Genomic DNA, 18,845 nt, shown 5'->3' with positions numbered 1-18,845 from the left:
AGCCGATCACGCCCCGACAGCGAGACCCACAGGACGCTCGACTTCTTGGCACCTTCTTCGATCAGCGACGAACTCACACCCAGCAATCTACGACGCCCGCGTCTCATCGGGTACCAAAGCAGCGGCGGTCGCCCACGAATCGGTCAGATCGGTGGACATCCGGCCACGGGCGCCCGAGGGCACAAGCGGCCTCAGTGGCCGGTGAGCTTCCAGGCGGCGGGGAGCAGGCCGGCGGCGGCCAGCACCTTCAGGCCGTCCCCGATGAGGAACGGCACGACACCCGCGGACAGGGCGGCCGGCAGGTCGAGGCCCGTCGCCACCATCAGCCATGGCACGCCGATGGCGTAGATGAGCAGGGTGCCGAGGGTCATCGTCGCGATGGTGCGCAGCGGGGTGCGGTCGCCGCCCCTGCTCGCGAGCGCCCCCACGACCGAGGCGGCGAGGACGAAGCCGACGACGTACCCGAGGGTGGCGTTGCCGCCCGACGGAGCGAACCACGGCACGCCGAGTTGCCCGATCGCGAGATAGAGCGCCATGCCGAGGAAGGCCCTCGGCAGGCCCAGCGCGGCACCGGCGAGCAGGACGGCGAAGGTCTGCAGCGTGAACGGCACGGGCGTGCCGGGGAGCGGGATGCTGACCTGCGCGGCCAGCCCGGTCAGACCCGCCGCGCCCACGACCAGCGCGATGTCACGGACGAGCTTTCCAGGAATGAGGTCGGACAGTACGGCGGGCCGAACCGCTATGGACGCGTCAGTCATTGGCCATCTCCCCCTTGCGGAATCCCCTTTACCGAGGCTTGAGGTCCATTGTCGGGCCAGAGGCCGTTGAATCCCTACCGGATCCGTGCCAAGAACCAGGGGTGGCCTTTGTGACGCCCCCACAGGCGTGTGGCGGAGGCACGCCACTACCGTGGGCCTATGCGCTCCCGTCGTTCCTGTCTCGCCGTCCCCGGCAGCAATCTCCGTTTCCTCGACAAGGCGCAGGGGCTCCCCGCCGACGAGGTCTTCTTCGATCTTGAGGACTCGGTCGCCCCGCAGGCCAAGGAGCAGGCCAGGAAGAACATCGTCACGGCGCTGCGCACAGGCGACTGGACGGGCAAGATCCGGGGCGTGCGGGTGAACGACCTGTCCACCGAGTGGACCTACCGCGACGTGATCGAGGTCGTCGAGGGAGCCGGCGACGTGCTCGACTGCCTGCTGCTGCCCAAGGTCGAGGACGCCGTCCACGTGGTCTGGCTCGACCTGCTGCTCACGCAGATCGAGAAGGCGAACGGGCTGCCGGTCGGCCGCATCGGCATCGAGGCGCAGATCGAGAACGCCCGGGGCCTGGTCAACGTCGATGCCATCGCCGCCGCGTCGCCGCGGCTGGAGACGCTGGTGTTCGGCCCGGCCGACTTCATGGCCTCGACCAACATGAGGACGCTGGTCGTCGGGCAGCAGCCCCCCGGGTACACCGAGGGCGACGCCTACCACTACGTGCTCATGCGGATCCTCATGGCCGCCAGGACATGCGACCTGCAGGCGATAGACGGGCCGTACCTGCAGATCAAGGATCTCGACGGGTTCGACAAGGTCGCTCGCAGGTCGGCGGCGCTCGGCTTTGACGGCAAGTGGGTGCTTCACCCGACGCAGATCGAGTCGGCCAACGAGGTGTTCTCCCCGTCGCAGGAGGACTACGAGCACGCCGAGCTGATCCTGGACGCGTACGAGCACGCCACGACGGTCGACAGGCGGGGCGCGGTCATGCTGGGCGACGAGATGATCGACGAGGCCTCGCGCAAGATGGCGCTGGTCGTCGCCGCCAAGGGACGGGCGGCCGGGCTCAGGCGCACGAAGACCTTCGCCCCGCCCGCCTAGAACGTGACGCCGAACGTCGTGAACAACCAGTAGGACGACGTCAGCCAGAGGCCGGTGATCGCTGTGAAGGCCGGCCCGCCGAGGATCGGCGGCGTCCAGCCGGGCAGGTCGCGCCGGCGGGTGTCCATGGAGAAAGACGCACAACGGCATCCAGGCGTGGGACGCCCCTGCGGGGTGAGGAGAATGGCGGTATGCACGATCCGTCGCAGGCGCACCAGCCACAGCCGGAGCCGGGGCCATCGGGATTCGGGCATCCGTCGCAGGCGCACCAGCCGCCGCCATCCCCGGGATTCGGGCAGCCGCCGGCGGCCCGCCCGTACTACCCGGGGGCCCAGCCCTGGCAGGCCCCGCCGGCGCCGAGGCCCTGGCTCGTGCCGCCTCCGCCCGGCACGCGGTACGACCACCTGGCGCGCACTCCTCTGCACCGCTGGTGGCGTCCCATCGTGGGGACCGTCATCATCGCCGCGGCGTTCGTGGGCATCGGGCTCCTCGTGATCTTCGCCGGTGTGATCGTCGCGGGGTTCCTGGGCATCCCGGTGATCATGCGGGGGGACCGGCTGTTCGGCAATCAGGTGTTCGAGCTGGCGGTGCTGCTGCTGTCGATCGCGCTGGTCCTCCCGGTCGTGTTCGGCACCGCGTGGCTGGTCCAGCGCCGCCCGCCGGGCACTCTCTCGTCCGTGCTTGGGCGCCTGCGCTGGGGGTGGTTGCTGATCTGCCTGGGCGTGGCCCTCGTGGCTCTCTTCCTCGGCCAGGCCGCCATGGTCGTGACGTACATCGTGACGGGGGAGGACCTCGGGAACCTCTTCGGCTGGGTCGGATGGGACAGGTTCCTGCCGGGCCTGGTGGTCATCCTGTTGCTGGTGCCGTTCCAGGCCGCGGCGGAGGAGTACATCTTCCGCGGATGGCTGCTCCAGGCGTTCGGCGCCTACTTCACGACCCCGTGGCCCGGCATCCTGCTGGGCGCCGCGGCGTTCACCTCGCTGCACGCCTACACCGACTGGGGCATCATCGACGTCTTCGGCTTCGGCGCCCTCATGGGATGGCTCGCCATCCGTACGGGCGGCCTGGAGGCGCCGATCGCGCTGCATGTGATCAACAACGTGGTGAGCTTCCTGCCCGCCGCCGCCTCCGGCGATCTCGGGGACGCCCTGAAGCAGGGCGCCGTGCCGTGGCAGGCGCTCTCCGGAACCGTCGTGCAGTTGGGCTTCTTCGCCATTGCGGTCGTGATAATCGCCCAGAAGCGGGCAATTCAGACCGTCTCTAGATAAATCTGACTAGAGAGGTCTCGCCAGAAGGGGCCTCGGCATGTTGCCCTGGAAGTGTGCGGGCCGGCAGTCGGTCCCAGGGAGGTGCGCACTGGCGGCGAGGGCGAGAGCGACCACCATTTCACCCAGACATGTGATCACTGGGCATGGGTTGGGTATCGGTACGATCGCAGGTGATCTGTTGTCGATGCAATGGATGAGCTGGAGTTCGGTGGAACGGTCCCGAATCACGGCCTTCAGACTGGGTTAGGCTGCCTACGAGGAGGTGCTGAGCGTGGCCTCGGGCCCCCACGACCCGCGCTCGTCATGGTGGTCGGCAGGCGATGGCGCCGACCACGGAAGCACGTCACGCCCAAACGGGTCCCACCAGGCCCACATGCCACCTCCGACCCTGCACCACTCCCCGCCCGACCCCTCGGACACCCGTTCCCGGAGCCTCCCACTGGACTCACCGTGGGCTCTTCCGCCCTTCGGGGCGCCCACTCCCGACGACGGCTCCTCCACGCCTGAGGACCCCGTTGCGGAGCCGCCGAGGCAGTCCTCGGCCGGGCGCCACCCCTACGCGCGGCCATACGGCGGCGCGAGCGCCGAGCCCCGCCACAGCGCCGGCCGCGCGTCCCCCGAGGCCTCGGACGATGCGCCCCCTGGATGGGTGCCCGAGGCGCCTCCGGAGGAGCCGGACGAGCCGGCGTGGCCCCCGCGCCGGCTGGTGAACCGTCCCGACAAGCTCGTCGCCTCAGGCCCGCCCCGTACGCCGCCGCGCACGCCGTCGCGGGCCCACACGCCCCCGGCGCCCGAGTGGGACAGGCAGGGGATCAGGGTGGAGCCCAGCATCCCCGCCGAGCCCGAGGAGGCCCCGGAACCCGAGATCGTGCCCGGCACCGGCATCTCGTCCGAGCCTTCCGGCCCGTACACCCGCGACGTCCCGGCCGAGGAGCGGATCGGCAGGCCCCCCGGAGGACGTCCCGCCCGCCCTTCCCGTCCCGACATCCTCGTGGCGTCCGGCCCGGCGCGCCCGCGCGGCGGCGGGCGCGGCCGTCACCACCGCGACCAGGCGGCTCCGAGACCACCGCGAGAGCCCCGCCCGCCCCGTCGCGGGCCCGGGCGCGGCCTGCTGACCCCGATCTTCGTGGTCGTCGTGCTGCTCGCGACGGCCGGCCTCGGACTGGTGATCGTCAACTGGGTGAACTCCCCGACCAGCTCGGGGCTCCGGCTGGCGGCGGGCGACGGCGGCTCCGGCGACCAGGCCTTCGTGGCCCCGCCCGGCATCAGCGGCAACGGCTCCAGCCAGGTGCTCAACGCGGTCACCTCCGTCGGATCGACCGTGGTCGCGGTCGGCAGCGACACGACCAGCCCGGTGCCCCGGCCGCTCTTCCTGGTCTCACCCGACGGCGGCAAGTCCTGGGAGCTCGGCAGGGTATCCGGGCCCGCCGGGTACCTGCCCGCGGGGTCGGCGGGCCGCGTCACCGGCGGCGCGGGTCGTTGGCTCGCGGCCGGGACCGAGGCGCCGGGCTCTGCCGGCGCCTCCGCCCGGGGCATGTGGACCAGCACCGACGGGCGTTCGTGGACGGCGGTCGACCCCTCGCGGCTCTCGGTCTTCTGGAACGGCGACCGGATCACCGACCTGGCGCGGACGGCCGGTGGTTTCGTGGCCGTCGGCTCCACCACCCTCCAGGACGGCGGGTACGGCCCGGTGGCCTGGGTGTCGCCGGACGGGCAGAGCTGGAGCCGCGTCGACACCGGCCAGATCGGCGCCACCGACAAGGTGCGGGCCATCCGCGCGGTGGTCGCCAAGGGAGACGCCGTCGTCGCGCTGGCCGACCCGGGCAAGGGCGACACGACCTCGGTCATCCTGCGCTCCCCGGACGGCGGCAGGACCTGGCTCCGTACGGCCGCCGCGCTGCCCGGCGTGCGGCCCGAGCCCGGCGCGCTCGCGGTGGCCGCCAAGGGGTTCCTGATGGTGCCGACCCTGCAGAAGTCGAACGCCGGAGAGGTCCGCGTCTACTGCTCCGACCTCGGAGACGAGTGGCGCCAGTGCGGGGTGATCGGCGGGCTCGGACGTGAGGCGACCGGCGTGCGCGGCCTCGCGACCTCCGCCGCAGGGGTCGCGGCGGTCGCCGAGTCGGGCTGGGAGCGCTACGGCGTCTTCACCAGCACCGATGGCAAGAACTGGACCGAGAGCACCGACCTCGGGCAGATCCCCGGCACGCTGCGCGGCCTCGCCATCACCGACGCCGGCACGCTCGTCGCCGCGGGTGACCAGCGGGCCGGAGGCCTGGACAACCTGCCGGTGCTGATGACGGCCGCCAAGGGCAAGCCGGCCGCGCCGGTGCCGCTCGCCGAGATCAGCGGGCTGACCCGCTCGGCCCGCGAGACCACCGCCCTGGTCGCGGCGGGGAACTCCTTCGTCGCGGTCGGCTCGGTCAAGGGCGACGCCGGCATCTGGACCAGCGCCACCGGCCAGAACTGGAAGGCCGTGACCTCTCCGGCACTCGGCGGATCGGGCAGGCAGACGCTCAACGACGTGGCCCACGGTCCCCAGGGATGGCTGGCGGTGGGCAGCACCACGGCCGATTCGGCGTTCGTCAGGCCGCTGCTCGCCACCTCGGCCGACGGGCGCTCCTGGCGCCACGCGCCGGAGTCCCCCGCGCTCGGGTCGTCCGGGCGGTACGCCGTGGTCCCGCGCGTGGTGGCCGCCGGACCCAAGGGATACGTGCTGGCGGGCGACGACAGCGGCCCCGACGGCGTGGTGGCCGCGCTGTGGTTCTCCGCCGACCTGCGCCGCTACTCCCGCGCCGCGCCGCAGAGCCTCCCGGCCGGCGGCGCCGACGTGCGCATCGAGGACGTCGTCGCGACCCCGGACGGGTTCCTCGCGGTCGGCGGGTCAGGTACGGCGGGCCGTACGTCGGGGGTGGTCTGGGTCTCGCGCGACGGGCTGACCTGGACCGCTCGCAAGCGCGTGATCCCCGAAGGGGCGCGCTCGGCGAGCCTGCGCAGGGTGCTTCTCAACGACCGCGACGTCGTGGCCGTGGGCAGCGCGATGAACGACAAGGGAGTCGAGCAGCCGTTCGCGGCCGTCTCCGGGGACGACGGGGTCACCTGGCAGTACTCCTGGCTCCCCGCCGACGCCGCGGCCACCGTGCTGGACATGACCACCTCGGACTCAGGCCTGGTCGCCGTGGGATCGTACGGCCCGCCCGCGACCGGGGACAGCGCGGTCTGGACGTCGCCGGACGGCCACGACTGGCAGCGCCACACCCTGACGGGGGACGGCATGGCGGGCGACGGCGCCCAGTGGCTCGGCGCGATCGCCGTGATCGAGGACAGGGTGGTCGCGCTCGGCCGCTCGACGACCTACACCTCCGATCACCTCACCCTGTGGCGGACGACGTTCAGCCGCTGACGCCGGAGTCCAGCACCTGCCACGCGATGAGCGTGTCCAGGAGCCCGGAAGTGAGCGGCAGCCGCGCGAGCTCGCCGGGGGCGAACCAGCCCACGGCGGCCGCGTCGTCGCCCGGCCGTGGCGTGCCGGCGCCGGCGGTCGCGAAGTAGTCGTGGATCTCGTACACGACGCCGCCGGGGCCAGGCCGCTCCACGGTGCCCGCCAGGGCGCCGACCGACACCGGCAGGCCGGTCTCCTCCATGAGCTCGCGCGCCAGGGCGACGGCGTCGGGCTCGCCGGGCTCGACCCGGCCGCCCGGGAGCGACCACAGGCCCTCGCCCGGCGGGTGGCCGCGCCTGATCAGGAGCAGCCGCCCGGCGAGGTCGACGACGATCGCCCCCACGCATCTCACGCGCATAGGCCAAGATTACGCCGGGATAACGAGATGCCCCTTGACTTTCGCGCGTAGACGGAAGCACCGTGGATAACTGTGAGAGCCGCGCCTACCTGCCCTCGGTGTTTCGGCACGCTACGTCCACCCAGCGCATGGTCCAGCGCTTGGCGTTGCGGCGTGCACGGCACCGTCCTGCCCTTCCATCCGAGGCGTCCGTCCGACGAGGCGCTGGATGTGGTCCGCAAGAGTTCGCGTGTCCCCTTCTGGCTGCCGTGGCCGTTGCCGACGGGCTGGCTGGTGACCGGGTTCGGGGACGCCGGCGACGAGCTCACCGGCACTCACGCGGGAGTGGTGGCCCTGTCCGGGCCATCGGTCACCCACGGGCCCGCCGACCTCGTCATCGTGGCGGAGGAGCCGGGCATCGGGCTCGGGGCGGCCTTCGCGGGGCTCGACGGCCCCGATCCCGGGCCGGGGTTCGACCTCGGCCCGCCCAACGCCAAGGTCGACACCCTTGGGCATCCGACGGCGCTCTGGTTGGTGGAGGGCCCGTCCGACCGCGTCGTCTACGTCGGCGAGGCCATGGGGAACTGGCTGTGGGTCATCGGCTGGCCGGCCGAGGCCGGGTGCCTGGTCGAGCTCGCCCAGCTGGTCCTGCGCGACCTGAGAGAGCAGGACCAGGAGTTCGACCTGCCCTACGGCGCCTTCTCGCCGCGTCTCGCAGCCGAGTCGTAGGCTCCGCGTACGGTCGTTCCGGCCGATCATGACCGGGAAACCGGGACAGGGCGTGAGGTTCTTCGTCAAAGTCATCCGTTTGCTTATCGAGACGGGTTCAAGTGTTCGGTAAGGTCGTGGCCGTGACAGCGCGTATCGAGCGAGTGGTGACCGAGGGCGTCGTGGAGATCGACGGCGCCGAATACAAGGTCGAGAACAACACGTGGATCGTGGGCGACGACGATGAGGTCATCGTCATCGACCCCGCGCGCGACGCGGAGGCGATCCTTTCCAGCGTGGGTGAGCGCGAGGTGCTCGCGGTCATCTGCACCCACGGCCTGCCCGACCACGTCGGCGGGGCCATCGAGGTGGCGGCGCGTGACGAGGCGGTCGTCGCCCTCAACCGCAAGGACCGCCAGCTCTGGCGTGACACCTGGCAGGAGACCTACCCCGACATCGACATGGAGGACGAGGGCATCTTCGGCGTCGCCGACGTCGAGCTCGAGGTCATCGCCACTCCCGGCATCACCCCGGGCGGCGTCTCGCTCTACGTCGAGGCGCTGGGCGCGGTCTTCACCGGCAAGACGCTCCTGGCCGACGGGCCGGGCAAGCTCGGCGGGGAGTATCCCGCCCTGGCCGACCAGCTCACGGCGATCGGCGAGCGGCTCTTCACCCTTCCTGCCGACACCAGGGTGCTTCCGGCCCACGGCGAGGAGACCACGGTCGGCGAGCAGGAGCCGCACTTCGACGACTGGCTCGCGGGGTCGCTCACCGGTGCCGGCGCGGCCGCCGCCGAGGGCCCGCTCTCCGACGGCACGCGTGCCTCCGGCATCAAGCTCGACCTCGACGACCAGTGATCCGAGGCCGAGCCCCCGGGTTCGGCCGCGAAGATGATCGATCCGAGATCGAGGCCGCCGTTGTCCGACGCCGGGTTCGCCCGGCGCCGGTGTCCAGTGATCTGCTGCCTTGTGGGGCGGCCTGTGCCTTCCGGGGCGAAGGGAGAGGCTCACCGTGGGGCAACTCGGTCTCGAAGGCATGCCCAGGCGGCTCTATTCGTGCACGCCGTCGCGGCTGAACGCCTGGCTCGACTGCCCTCGGCGCTACCGCTTCACCTATCTCGACCGTCCCGCCCCGCCCAAGGGGCCGCCGTGGGGGCACAACAGCGTGGGCGCCTCCGTCCACAACGCGCTCGCCCAATGGTGGCGCGAGCCGTACGAGCGCAGAACCCCGGCGATGGCGGGCATCCTGCTCACCAAGGGATGGATCACCGAGGGCTTCCGCGACCAGGAGCAGTCCACGGTGTGGCGCGACCGCGCGCGGGCCATGGTCTCGGGCTACACCAGCACCCTCGACCCCTCTGACGAGCCGGTCGGCGTCGAGCGCACCGTCGCCACCCGCACCTCCGTGATCGCGGTCTCCGGGCGCATCGACCGGCTCGACCGGCGCGGCGACGAGCTGGTGGTCGTCGACTACAAGACCGGCAGGCGCCCTCTCACCGAGGAGGACGCCCGCTCCTCGCTCGCGCTGGCGATTTACGCAGTGGCGTCCTCACGCGTGATGCACCGGGAGTGCCGCAAGGTGGAGCTGCACCACGTCCCGACGGGGTCGATCGTCGAGTGGGAGCACACCGAAGAGTCCCTCCGCCGCCACATCGGCCGCGCCGAGGACATCGCGCTGGAGGCCTCGGAGGCCGACGAGCGCTACCGTGCCTGGCGCGCCGACTCCGCCCCGGCGGGCAACGGCTCCCGTACGACCACCTCCGGCGCGGGCTCGCGTACGGGCACGGCGTCTCGTACGGTCGCGGCGGGTGCCGGGCCGGCGCCCGTGCCGCCGGAGATCGACGCGAGCTTCCCCCCGAACACCGGCCCGATCTGCTCCTGGTGCGACTACCGCAGGCACTGCCCGGAGGGCCAGGCCGCCGGCACCGGCCACCAGCCCTGGGACGGCCTCGCGGAGCCCGGCTGACACTCACAGGCCGGTGGTGGCCAGGGTCAGGAGGCGGTCGGCGGTGCCCTCCTGGAAGGAGTGCCGGCTCGCCCAGGCGACGCCCCCCGCGAGGGCCGTCGAGCCGGTCGCGAGCTCGCGCAGTCAGGCGATCAACGCGTCGCGGGGGGAGGGCGACGGGAGGGCCATCGGCGGGGGTCGGACAGTCCCTTGAGCCCCTTGCTCACGTCGTAGCCGGCGGCGCCGAGACGCTCGCGGGCCCCGGTGAGCATCTCGCGGGTGCCGGGCATGAACGCGTGGTCGTGCACGGTCTCCGGCAGGGAGTTCATGCCGAGCCTGAACGCCCGCAGCGCCGCCGTCACGGCCGCCTGCGGCACCTCGGGCAGCAGGCCGTACATCCGCCTGGCCCACGCGGGGAGCGTGTAGTAGCAGAGCGCCCCGAAGGGGAGGTACGCCGGCTTGCCGGGCGTCAGGAACCGAAGATGCCGTGGCATCTTCGGCCAGATCAGGAAGCGGACCGCCGACACCGACTCGGGGGTCACCTCCAGCGCCGGCCGCACGCCGGCGAAGTAGTCGCGCATCTCGGCCATAGAGCCGGGAACGTCCTCCTCGTGCAGGCCGACGTAGGTGGCGCTGCGGCGCTGCTCCCTGAGGTAGCGGTCGGCCTGGGCGCCGGTGAGCCGCAGCCCGCCGCGCCTGGCCGTCTCCAGGTAGGACGACACCTCGGCGCAGTGGACCCACAGCAGCAACTCGGGGTCGTCGACGCGGTGCGTCCTGCCGGTGCCGGGATCCCTGACGCGCAGCCGCCGGTGGATGTCGCGGACGCGCCGGCCGATCGCGTCGGCCTCCTCGGGGCTGCCGAAGGTCACCCGGCCGACGAAGTCGGCGGTGCGGCGCAGGCGCCCGAACGGATCATCCTGGAAGCCGGAGTTCTGCCAGATGCCGCGCATCGCCACAGGATGCAGGGCTTGGAGCATGAGGCCCCTGACCCCTCCCACCCACATGGAGCGGTCGATGTGGACCAGCCAGGTCACCCTGTGCGGCGGCTGGACGACGATCTCGCCGATGCTCGACATAGTAAGTAAAGGATTACATGGCATTGAACCGGCCACCAGGGAGGGGTCGGCGGAGCTGCCGGTGGAGGGCCTGCGGCCTCGGGGTGGGCCGGTAGGCGGCCGGTCGGCGCTGGTGGATCAGCCGGTGTGGAGCAGGCGGTGCTCGGCCTGGTTCCAGAAGCGGGTGAGCGCGTGCGCCGTCGTCTCGGGGGCCTCCACCGCCGGGGAGTGGAGCGCTCCCGGCACCACGACGCAGTCGGCGTCGAGGCGGTGGGCCATCTCGGCCTGGATCGCGGGCGGCCAGCCGTCGTCGTGCTCGCCGTAGAGGACCAGGGTGGCCACGTCGACCTCACTCAGGTCTTCGAGCCGGTCGGGGGCGCCCAGGACCTGCTCGGCCATGGTCATCAGACCGGTCGCCGAGTTCGAGAGCAGCCGCCTGCGCAGGAAGGCCAGGATGTCGTCGGGAACCCCTGCGACGATGGCCTCCGGCTCCAGGCGGTGGGTCCAGAGGTGTTCGAGCCCCACCTCGGGAAGCTCGCGCAGCATGACGCGGCACGCCTTCTCGCGGGGACCGGTGATCCCGGACGGGCCGGAGCTCATCAGCGTGTACGACGCGAGCTTGGTGGCACCGCCGATCACGGCCTCGCGCGTGACCAGGCCGCCGAAGGAGTGGCCGACCAGGTGGACGGGCTCGCCGCCCCCCACCATGGAGGCCACGTGGTCGATGTCCTCGCCGAGGGCCTCGCAGGTGTAGGCCGAGGGGTCGTCGGGCCCCTTGGTCTCGTACTGGCCGCGCATGTCGACCGCGACGACCCGGCGCCCCGCCTGGGCGAGCGTCTGGAAGATCGCGATGAAGTCTTCCTTGCTGCCGGTGTACCCCGGGACCAGGAGCGCCGGCCATCGCTCGGGGACGCCGCGGACGGGCAGGGCCTCCAGGGCCGCGAACGTGCCCACGGAGGTCTCGATCTGCTGCGCACGGACACCAGGAGGCAGCGTTAGGAAGCGCGGCGTACTCACGCGGCACCACGATACTGAGGATTCATCCCGGCAACACCGTCAAACGCTCTACGTCGGTCGCGTGGTTGACTTTCCACTTTCTCACCTGATCCGCTTCACCGCGGCCGGAGCGCGTCGTTCGAACGGCGGGCCGCCCGCGAGGGCTTCCCGCCGTTCTCACCGCTCTTGCCGCTCGGGCCGCGGTCGTTCATATGCGCCGGCCCGTTCAGCTCCTCCTGGTGGGACGCGGGTACGTCGGCCGGCGGCGCTGCTGGACGCGCTCGGAGGCCGCGGAGGGTGCCACATCGTCATCCGTCGCCAGGTCAGGCGACTGGAAGATGATCGAGAACGGAGTCGGCGGGATGATCCGCTCCGGCTCGGTGCGCTCGACGGGCGCGACTCCGAACCCGTCGGGCAGGGCGGGCGCCGGCGTACGCCGTGCGGTCGCTTCGAACTCTTCGGTCCTGATGAGCGCCTCCTGGGCGACTGGCGTGGTCGGGCCGCGATCTGCGGCCGCCGAGGGGGTCACCTCGGCGAGCGCCTCGGACAGTGCGGCCTTGCTCGCGCCCCTGCGGGCGCGCCGCGGGGCGGGAACCTCGGCGGCGACGGGCTCCGGCGACGCCGTGGTGACGGCCTCCGGGGTCTTCACAGCCGCCTGTGGCACGACCGGCTGTGACACGACGGCGGGCCGCTCGGGAGCGAGGATGTCGCCCTCGATGACCGCGTCGGCGGACACGAGCTCCGCCGGCTCGGCGACGCCCGCGGTCTCGGACGTCACGACGTCCTCGGCCGCCTGGCCGCCACGGGTGCGGCGGCGCTGGCGGTTGCGCGCCGGGCGCTCGCGGTGCTCCTGGCGCTCGGACCGCTCGGAGCGGTCGTCACGCTCCTTGCGGGAGCGGTGACGCCCGGTCTCGCCGATGTCCTCGATCTGCTCGGCCTCCAGGCCCGCCCGGGACCGCTGCGCGCGGGGGAGCACGCCCTTGGTGCCCGGGGGGATCTTGAGGTCGGTGTAGACGTGCGGAGAGGTCGAATAGGTCTCGACCGGCTCGGCGAAGTCGAGGCCGAGAGCGTTGTTGATGACCTTCCAGCGAGTGAGCTCCTCCCACTCGACGAAGGTCACCGCGACGCCCGTGCGTCCCGCCCGGCCGGTGCGGCCCGTGCGGTGGACGTAGGTCTTCTCGTCCTGCGGGCAGTCGTAGTTGACGACGTGGGTGACGTCGTCGATGTCGATGCCGCGCGCAGCCACGTCGGTGGCGACCAGAACGTCGATCTTGCCGCTCCGGAACGCGCGGAGGGCCTGCTCGCGCTGGCCCTGCCCGAGGTCGCCGTGCACGGCCGCCGCGGCGAAACCGCGCTCCTTGAGCTGCTCGGAGACCATGTCGCAGGCGCGCTTGGTCTCGCAGAAGACCATCGTGAGCCCGTGGCCCTCGCTCTGCAGCATGCGGCCGACGATCTCGATCTTGTCCATGCGGTGGGTGCGCCAGACGAACTGGATCGTCTTCGACAGGTCCGTGTCGCCGGCGTCGGCGTTCTCGGCGCGCACGTGCGTCGGCCGGGACAGGTAACGGCGGGACAGGGTGACGATCTCGCCCGGCATCGTGGCGGAGAACAGCATGGTCTGCCGCTCGGCCGGGATGAGCTTGATGATGCGCTCGATGTCGGGAAGGAACCCGAGGTCGAGCATGCGGTCGGCCTCGTCCAGGACCAGCATGGACACCTGGCTGAGGTCGAGGTGCTTCTGGTTCACCAGGTCGAGGAGGCGGCCGGGCGTGCCGACGATGACGTCGACGCCCTGCTTGAGCGCCTCGATCTGGGGCTCGTACGCGCGCCCGCCGTAGACGGTCAGGATGCGCGAGCCCAGCTTGCCACCGGCGACGACGAGGTCCTCGGTCACCTGGAGGGCCAGCTCGCGCGTCGGGACGACGACGAGCCCGCGGGGCTTCTTGCGGTTCTTGCGCGGCTTGCCGACGCGCTGCAGCATCGCCACGCCGAAGGCGTAGGTCTTGCCGGTGCCTGTGCGCGCCTGGCCGATGACATCCTGTCCGCTGATCGCGAGCGGAAGGGCCATCTCTTGGATGGGAAACGGTGAGATGATGCCCTCGGTCTCCAGGGCATCAGCGATCTCGGGTATGACTCCAAGGTCTCGGAACGTGGTCAGCTCGGCCTGCCTAAGTCTCCTGCGAAGGCGGGCTTCCGGGACCGCTGGCCGAGTTGGTCTCGTGCCGGGTCCGCGCGGAAAAGCCAACCCTCATCTCGTCTCGGCGACCGCCGCGGCGTAGCTCGCGTGGGGGCTATCAGGCGATGATCTCCCTGAAAACATGACTGCGGTCGCACTCTTACAGGGCAGTGTACTCGATACCACAAGAGCCAGCCGATTTCTTCGTGTTCCGCATGGTGGGTCGCCGTGTCCTTAGGGGGCGCTGAGTCCTCCGCGGCCGGGTCGGAGACCGTGGGCGAAGCTCGTACGCTGCATGCATGAGTGATTCCCCTGCCGGCGTCGTCGAGTTGCTCGGCGTCCTCGCCTACGCGGAGCTGACCGCGTTCCTCAGGCTCGCCGAGGATGCCGCCACTCTCGCTCCCTCGCTGACCGACCGGGCCGCGCTCAGCGGCCTGGCCGCCGCCGAGTACGCCCACTTCGTGCTCCTGCGCGACCGGCTGTCCTGGCTCGGCGCGGACCCCGAGGAGGCCATGGCGCCGTTCGTGTCGTCCCTCGACGACTGGCACGCCCAGACCCGGCCTGGAGACTGGCTGGAGGCCCTGGTCAAGGCCTACGTCGGCACGGGCATCGCGGGGGACTTCTACCGCGAGGCCGCGCGGCACGTGGACCCCGAGACGCGGAAGCTCGTCGACGAGGTGCTGGCCGAGGAGGTCAGGTCGGAGTTCGTGGTCGAGCGGGTGCGGGCGGCGCTGGCCGAGAACCCCGGGCTCGCCGGCCGTCTCGCCCTGTGGGCGCGGCGCATGGTGGGCGAGGCGCTGAGCCAGGGCCACCGGCTCGCCGTCTCCAGGCCGCACCTGGCGCTGCTGCTCGTCTCCGCCTCTGAGGAGGGGCCCGGGGGCCGATCGACGAGGGATGCCGGGCTGGACACCGATCTGGTCGAGATCGGCCGGCTGTTCGCCCGTCTCACCGAGGAGCACGGCAAGCGCATGGCGGCTCTGGGCCTGGTGCCGGGGCCCTAGGCGAGAAGGTTTCGGACTCCTGGCCAATTAGGTGCCGTGATCGAGCGGCGCGAAAGCCCCGAGCGGTTGTAGCGTTCGAGACATGAGGGCCTCGCGCCGCTACGGCAGTTCCTTGATGAGATGTGGACCCAATCGCTGGACCTCGCGGCCTGTGTTACGAAGGGGGAGCGCGGGCTGCCCGGCCGTCAGCCACAAGCGAGACGTCATCAGGCGCTTCCATCGCCCATGTGGCTGCTCGCTCGGCTCACGCGAGGAATGCACGGGCCTTTGAGCCCGCGCCAGTCCGATCTTCAGGGGCCCGGAGCCGGCCCCCGTGGTCACCCCGGCGCTTTGGGGAGCTCAGGCCCCCCAAAGCGCCAGGCTCAGATCGTGCCGCCGAAGCCGACGACGCGTGAGGCGTCCTCGCCGATCTCGACGAAACCGAGCGAGGAGACCGGGACCACCACGCGCATGCCCTTGGTGTCGGTGAGCGAGAAGACCCCGCGGTCGGCTGCGAGCGAGTTGCGCAACTCCTGCTCCACCTCGTCGGCGGACAGGTCGGTCTCGATGACGATCTCGCGGTGCACGGAACGTACGGCGATCTTGACTTCCATCGGCGAACCTTTCGATTTCGATGAGCTCCGATGAGGCTGTAACCCTCATCGTTACTCTTCGAGTGTCCCGTGACCCCTGTTGATCGCGTCAAGCGAACAACCATGTGGTGCGGGGGGGCGCGCTACGTGGTGCGGGGGAAGCCGCCGATGCCTCTCCAGGCGAGGCGGGCCATGAGCTGGGTGGCCACGTCCTTGGGGATGGTGCCGTGGCTGGCGAGCCAGTAACGCGCGCTGACCTCGGCCATGCCCACCAGGCCGACGCCGAGCAGATGGGCCTCGTCACTGGAGCAGCCGGTGTCCTCCTGGATCACCTGGCTGATCATCTCGGCGCTCTCGCGGAGCGAGCGCTCCATGCGCTGGCGCACCGGGGCGACGTTGCGAAGATCGGACTCGAAGACCAGGCGGAAGGCCTCGCCCTGGCTGGACACGAAGTCGAAGAAGGCTCCGATGGCGGCCTGGACGCGCTGCTTGTTGTCGGTCGTGGAGGCCAGGGCCTCGCGGCAGCGGTTGGCCATGTCGTCGACGTGGAGGTCCAGCAACGCCAGGTAGAGCTCCAGCTTCCCGGGAAAGTGCTGGTAGAGCACCGGCTTGCTGACCCCGGCCCGCTCGGCGATCTCGTCCATCGCGGCCGCGTGGTAGCCGTTCTCCACGAAGACCTCCTGCGCCGCGTTGAGCAACTGTCGGCGACGGGCCATCCGGGGTAGCCGGGTGCCCCGGGGCTTGGCGTCCGGGGTAGCGGTCACGGGACTCTCCTTGGGGACGGTTCACACGTCGCGCGATCGGTGATCGCGCTCGGCTTCCTGCTGATCGAGTTAAATTCGGATCTCAGCCGGTCAGGCATCCGCCTGCCCCTCGCTCCCGTGGATCCGGTTCGGGTTCACATCCTACGCGCGGGTAACCACGTCAGCGATAGTCGTCGTCGCCGAGATCGACCGTGCGCTCCTGGTCGGCGGCGTCGGCAGGGTCGACGTCATAGGGGATCTCCAGGGGCCATTCGCGCTGGCCGGCGCGGATGGTCAGGTGCTGCTCGATGGCATCCGCCTCGGGGACCTCGGTCTCCAGCGCGTCGGCCACGTCGTCAAGGGGCTCCAGCGAGTCCAGCGAGGCCTCGTTCCCGCCCACATCCATCTCCGACATGTTCAGTCCCCTCCGTTGGCGGGCGAGCTCGGACTTGCCCGCTCCATACCCCGTCGCGTCCAGCCTAAGGCCCGTCTCCGGTGCCGCTCCGCTCCGGCGGCGCCATGAGATCACCGAATTCCTCGACACGGCGGAGAACATCCTCGGCGGTGAACACGAGATCCTCCGGCCGGGTGCAACTCCCGACCTCCTCCCAGGTGATCGGTGTGGACACCGTGGGCAGCCGGTTGGCGCGCAGCGAGTACGGGGAGACGGTGGTCTTGGCCGGGTTGTTCTGGCTCCAGTCGATGAAGACCTTGCCGGGGCGCAGCTTCCTGGCCATCTGGCTCACGATCTCGTCCGGCCGCTCCTTCTCCAGCCGCTGGGCGATCGCCTTGGCGTAGTCGGAGGGGCTCTCGGACCTGTGGGACCACGGGACGTAGACCTGCATCCCCTTGTTGCCGCTGGTCTTCGGGCAGCCCACCAGGTCGTCCTCGCGCAGGACCTCCTCAAGCCTCAGCGCCACGCGGCAGCACTCGACGATCGTCGCCGGCGCGCCGGGGTCCAGGTCGAACACCATGGTGTCGGGCGGCAGGGGCCGGCCCTGGTCGTCGACCCGCCACATCGGGGTGTGGAACTCAAGGGCGGCGAGGTTCGCGAGATAGACCAGCGTGGGCAGGTCGTCGACGATGGTGTAGTCGATGGTGTCGCGATCTTTGGTGCTGCCCGGAGCGGGCAGGCGGGCCGTACGCACCCACGCGGGCGTGTGCGCCGGCCGGTTCTTCTCGAAGAAGAACTGCTCGCCCACCCCGTTGGGATAGCGCTTGACGGTGACCGGGCGGCCCCTGAGGTGCGGAAGCATGACGGGCGCGACGCGGCTGTAGTAGTCGATCACCTCGGCCTTGGTGAACCCCGCCTCGGGATACAGCACCTTGTCGAGGTTGGTCAGCGTCAGCTCCCGGCCGTCGACCCTGACCCGGACCTTCTCCGCCACGCGCACCCCTTCCCTTTGTTCCCCTTGTTCCCCTTGTGCCCCCGCCCGTCTTCTCTTCCCGTGCTCACTCGGGCCCCGATCAAACCAGGCGGTGGCTTGACCGGATACGGCATTCAACACTGGGTATCTGCCCATCTAGAAATGCTTTGCGCCCTTGCCGCTAACGAACATCTGTTCGATAGTAGGGGCGAGGTGAGGAGAAGTCATGCGTAGCATCTGGAAGGGTGCCATCTCGTTCGGGCTTGTCACCATCCCTGTGAAGCTCTACTCGGCCACCGAGCAGAAGGACGTGACGTTCCACCAGGTGCACCGCGAGGACGCCGGCCGCATCAAGTACAAGCGGGTCTGCACCGTCGACGGCGAGGAGGTGCCGTACTCCGAGATCGCCAAGGGGTACGAGCTCCCCGGCGGCGAGGTGGTCGTGCTCACCGACGAGGACTTCGCCGACCTGCCGCTGAGCACCTCGCGCCGCATCGACGTGCTGCAGTTCACCCCGGCCGACCAGCTCGACCCGATCCTGTTCAACAAGTCGTACTACCTGGAGCCCGAGTCCACGGGCGTGAAGCCGTACGTCCTGCTCCGCGACGCGCTGGAGCGCACGGGTCAGGTGGCGATCGTGAAGGTCGCGCTGCGGCAGCGCGAGTCGCTGGCCGCCCTGCGCATACGCGACGGGGTGTTCGTGCTTGAGACCATGCTCTGGCCCGACGAGGTCCGCGATCCGGGGTTCGCCTTCCAGGACGAGGACGTCGAGGTTCGCCCGCAGGAGCTGCAGATGGCCGAGTCGCTCATCGAGACCATGGCAGGGGAGTTCGACCCCACGGAGTACCACGACGCCTACCGCGAGGCGCTCCAGCAGGTCATCGAGGCCAAGGTCGCGGGCAAGGAGCTCGTGCGGCCCGAGGCGCCGGAGCAGGCGGGGCCCGCCGTCGACCTGATGGCGGCGCTGCGGGCGAGCGTCGACGCGGCCAAGCGTGAGCGCGAGGGCACCCGCGAGAAGGCTCCGGCCTCGGGTGGCGCGAAGAAGAAGCCGGCCGCGAAGCCGGCCAAGGCCGCGGAGGCCCAGGCCGACGAGAAGGACGAGAAGGACACCAAGAAGCAGGCCACCAAGCGCCGCCCCCGCAAGACCGCCTGACTGAAACAGCCGCTGGTCCACTGATCCGGGATAATGGCAAAAGCCGGAATTGCCGGGCGGCGGCGGAAATTCCGGAGTGAGAATAAAGCGTCCGAGCAGAGGGAGGCCCCGGAGCGGAATCGCTGCCGGGGCGCCCCGAAAATGTGGGGGAAGCGGCTCGGTGTTACGGGCGGGTTTTAGCCGGGAAATTACCCCGAGGTAATGTTGTTTTAAAATCCACGTGGTTTCCG

At 70.8% G+C, this 18,845-nt stretch carries 18 protein-coding genes; 8 read left to right on the top strand and 10 right to left on the bottom strand.

The window, feature by feature from the left end; genetic code table 11:
* Positions 1 to 191 precede the first annotated feature (191 nt).
* Positions 192 to 758, bottom strand: coding sequence for a biotin transporter BioY (locus tag AB0O34_RS16285; RefSeq protein WP_363916202.1), 567 nt, complete (start codon positions 756 to 758; stop codon positions 192 to 194).
* Between the two features lie 159 nt (positions 759 to 917).
* On the opposite strand from AB0O34_RS16285, the gene AB0O34_RS16280 reads away from it, so the two are divergent.
* Complete coding sequence (locus tag AB0O34_RS16280) at positions 918 to 1,856, top strand: CoA ester lyase (RefSeq protein ID WP_363916201.1); 939 nt, start codon at positions 918 to 920, stop codon at positions 1,854 to 1,856.
* Here AB0O34_RS16280 and AB0O34_RS16275 read toward each other — a convergent pair.
* Positions 1,853 to 1,984 (bottom strand): DUF6529 family protein, encoded by a 132-nt coding sequence (locus AB0O34_RS16275; protein ID WP_363916200.1) that lies wholly within the window; start codon positions 1,982 to 1,984, stop codon positions 1,853 to 1,855. The two genes, AB0O34_RS16280 and AB0O34_RS16275, sit on opposite strands and share 4 nt — an antisense overlap.
* A 63-nt stretch (positions 1,985 to 2,047) precedes the next feature.
* Here AB0O34_RS16275 and AB0O34_RS16270 point away from each other — a divergent pair, with 63 nt between their 5' ends.
* Both AB0O34_RS16270 and AB0O34_RS16265 read left to right on the top strand, forming a co-directional pair.
* The gene (locus AB0O34_RS16270; RefSeq protein ID WP_363916199.1) at positions 2,048 to 3,124 is read left to right on the top strand and encodes a CPBP family glutamic-type intramembrane protease; all 1,077 of its coding nucleotides are present in this window, start codon (positions 2,048 to 2,050) and stop codon (positions 3,122 to 3,124) included.
* Positions 3,125 to 3,497: 373 nt separating this feature from the next.
* The gene (locus tag AB0O34_RS16265; protein ID WP_363916198.1) at positions 3,498 to 6,524 is read left to right on the top strand and encodes a hypothetical protein; all 3,027 of its coding nucleotides are present in this window, start codon (positions 3,498 to 3,500) and stop codon (positions 6,522 to 6,524) included.
* Here the strand turns inward: AB0O34_RS16265 and AB0O34_RS16260 are convergent.
* The gene (locus tag AB0O34_RS16260; protein ID WP_363916197.1) at positions 6,514 to 6,921 is read right to left on the bottom strand and encodes an NUDIX domain-containing protein; all 408 of its coding nucleotides are present in this window, start codon (positions 6,919 to 6,921) and stop codon (positions 6,514 to 6,516) included. The genes AB0O34_RS16265 and AB0O34_RS16260 overlap by 11 nt on opposite strands.
* 72 nt (positions 6,922 to 6,993) lie before the next feature.
* Here AB0O34_RS16260 and AB0O34_RS16255 point away from each other — a divergent pair, with 72 nt between their 5' ends.
* From AB0O34_RS16255 to AB0O34_RS16245, 3 genes are all read left to right on the top strand, one after another.
* Complete coding sequence (locus AB0O34_RS16255; RefSeq protein ID WP_363916196.1) at positions 6,994 to 7,629, top strand: DUF6758 family protein; 636 nt, start codon at positions 6,994 to 6,996, stop codon at positions 7,627 to 7,629.
* A gap of 122 nt (positions 7,630 to 7,751) precedes the next feature.
* The gene (locus AB0O34_RS16250) at positions 7,752 to 8,465 is read left to right on the top strand and encodes an MBL fold metallo-hydrolase (RefSeq protein ID WP_363916195.1); all 714 of its coding nucleotides are present in this window, start codon (positions 7,752 to 7,754) and stop codon (positions 8,463 to 8,465) included.
* Between the two features lie 154 nt (positions 8,466 to 8,619).
* Positions 8,620 to 9,573, top strand: a complete 954-nt coding sequence (locus AB0O34_RS16245) for a PD-(D/E)XK nuclease family protein (RefSeq protein ID WP_363916194.1) — start codon at positions 8,620 to 8,622, stop codon at positions 9,571 to 9,573.
* A 131-nt stretch (positions 9,574 to 9,704) separates the two neighbouring features.
* Here the strand turns inward: AB0O34_RS16245 and AB0O34_RS16240 are convergent, their stop codons facing one another.
* From AB0O34_RS16240 to AB0O34_RS16230, 3 genes are all read right to left on the bottom strand, one after another.
* Positions 9,705 to 10,628 (bottom strand): oxygenase MpaB family protein, encoded by a 924-nt coding sequence (locus tag AB0O34_RS16240; RefSeq protein ID WP_363916192.1) that lies wholly within the window; start codon positions 10,626 to 10,628, stop codon positions 9,705 to 9,707.
* Between the two features lie 117 nt (positions 10,629 to 10,745).
* Complete coding sequence (locus AB0O34_RS16235) at positions 10,746 to 11,624, bottom strand: alpha/beta hydrolase (RefSeq protein WP_363916191.1); 879 nt, start codon at positions 11,622 to 11,624, stop codon at positions 10,746 to 10,748.
* 205 nt (positions 11,625 to 11,829) lie between these two features.
* Positions 11,830 to 13,671 (bottom strand): DEAD/DEAH box helicase, encoded by a 1,842-nt coding sequence (locus AB0O34_RS16230; protein ID WP_363916190.1) that lies wholly within the window; start codon positions 13,669 to 13,671, stop codon positions 11,830 to 11,832.
* 407 nt (positions 13,672 to 14,078) lie between these two features.
* On the opposite strand from AB0O34_RS16230, the gene AB0O34_RS16225 reads away from it, so the two are divergent.
* The gene (locus AB0O34_RS16225) at positions 14,079 to 14,780 is read left to right on the top strand and encodes a ferritin-like fold-containing protein (RefSeq protein ID WP_363916189.1); all 702 of its coding nucleotides are present in this window, start codon (positions 14,079 to 14,081) and stop codon (positions 14,778 to 14,780) included.
* Between the two features lie 362 nt (positions 14,781 to 15,142).
* Here AB0O34_RS16225 and AB0O34_RS16220 read toward each other — a convergent pair whose 3' ends face one another.
* The 4 genes from AB0O34_RS16220 to ligD all read right to left on the bottom strand — a co-directional run bounded on the left by AB0O34_RS16220 (position 15,143) and on the right by ligD (position 17,483).
* Positions 15,143 to 15,373, bottom strand: coding sequence for a DUF3107 domain-containing protein (locus AB0O34_RS16220; RefSeq protein ID WP_363916188.1), 231 nt, complete (start codon positions 15,371 to 15,373; stop codon positions 15,143 to 15,145).
* A 122-nt stretch (positions 15,374 to 15,495) separates the two neighbouring features.
* Positions 15,496 to 16,116: a TetR/AcrR family transcriptional regulator gene (locus tag AB0O34_RS16215; RefSeq protein ID WP_363916187.1), complete on the bottom strand. Its 621-nt coding sequence runs from the start codon at positions 16,114 to 16,116 to the stop codon at positions 15,496 to 15,498.
* Between the two features lie 160 nt (positions 16,117 to 16,276).
* Positions 16,277 to 16,510, bottom strand: a complete 234-nt coding sequence (locus tag AB0O34_RS16210; RefSeq protein WP_363916186.1) for a hypothetical protein — start codon at positions 16,508 to 16,510, stop codon at positions 16,277 to 16,279.
* 64 nt (positions 16,511 to 16,574) lie between these two features.
* Positions 16,575 to 17,483 (bottom strand): non-homologous end-joining DNA ligase, encoded by a 909-nt coding sequence (ligD, locus tag AB0O34_RS16205; protein WP_363916185.1) that lies wholly within the window; start codon positions 17,481 to 17,483, stop codon positions 16,575 to 16,577.
* A gap of 205 nt (positions 17,484 to 17,688) precedes the next feature.
* Here ligD and AB0O34_RS16200 point away from each other — a divergent pair, with 205 nt between their 5' ends.
* Positions 17,689 to 18,615 carry a Ku protein gene (locus AB0O34_RS16200; protein WP_363916184.1) on the top strand — a complete coding sequence of 309 codons (927 nt, stop codon included), beginning with the start codon at positions 17,689 to 17,691 and terminating at the stop codon, positions 18,613 to 18,615.
* Positions 18,616 to 18,845: the final 230 nt, after the last annotated feature.

The organism is Sphaerisporangium sp. NPDC088356, from assembly GCF_040685555.1.
Classification (GTDB): Bacteria; Actinomycetota; Actinomycetes; order Streptosporangiales; family Streptosporangiaceae; genus Sphaerisporangium.
This window is presented reverse-complemented; position numbering and strand designations above follow the sequence as displayed.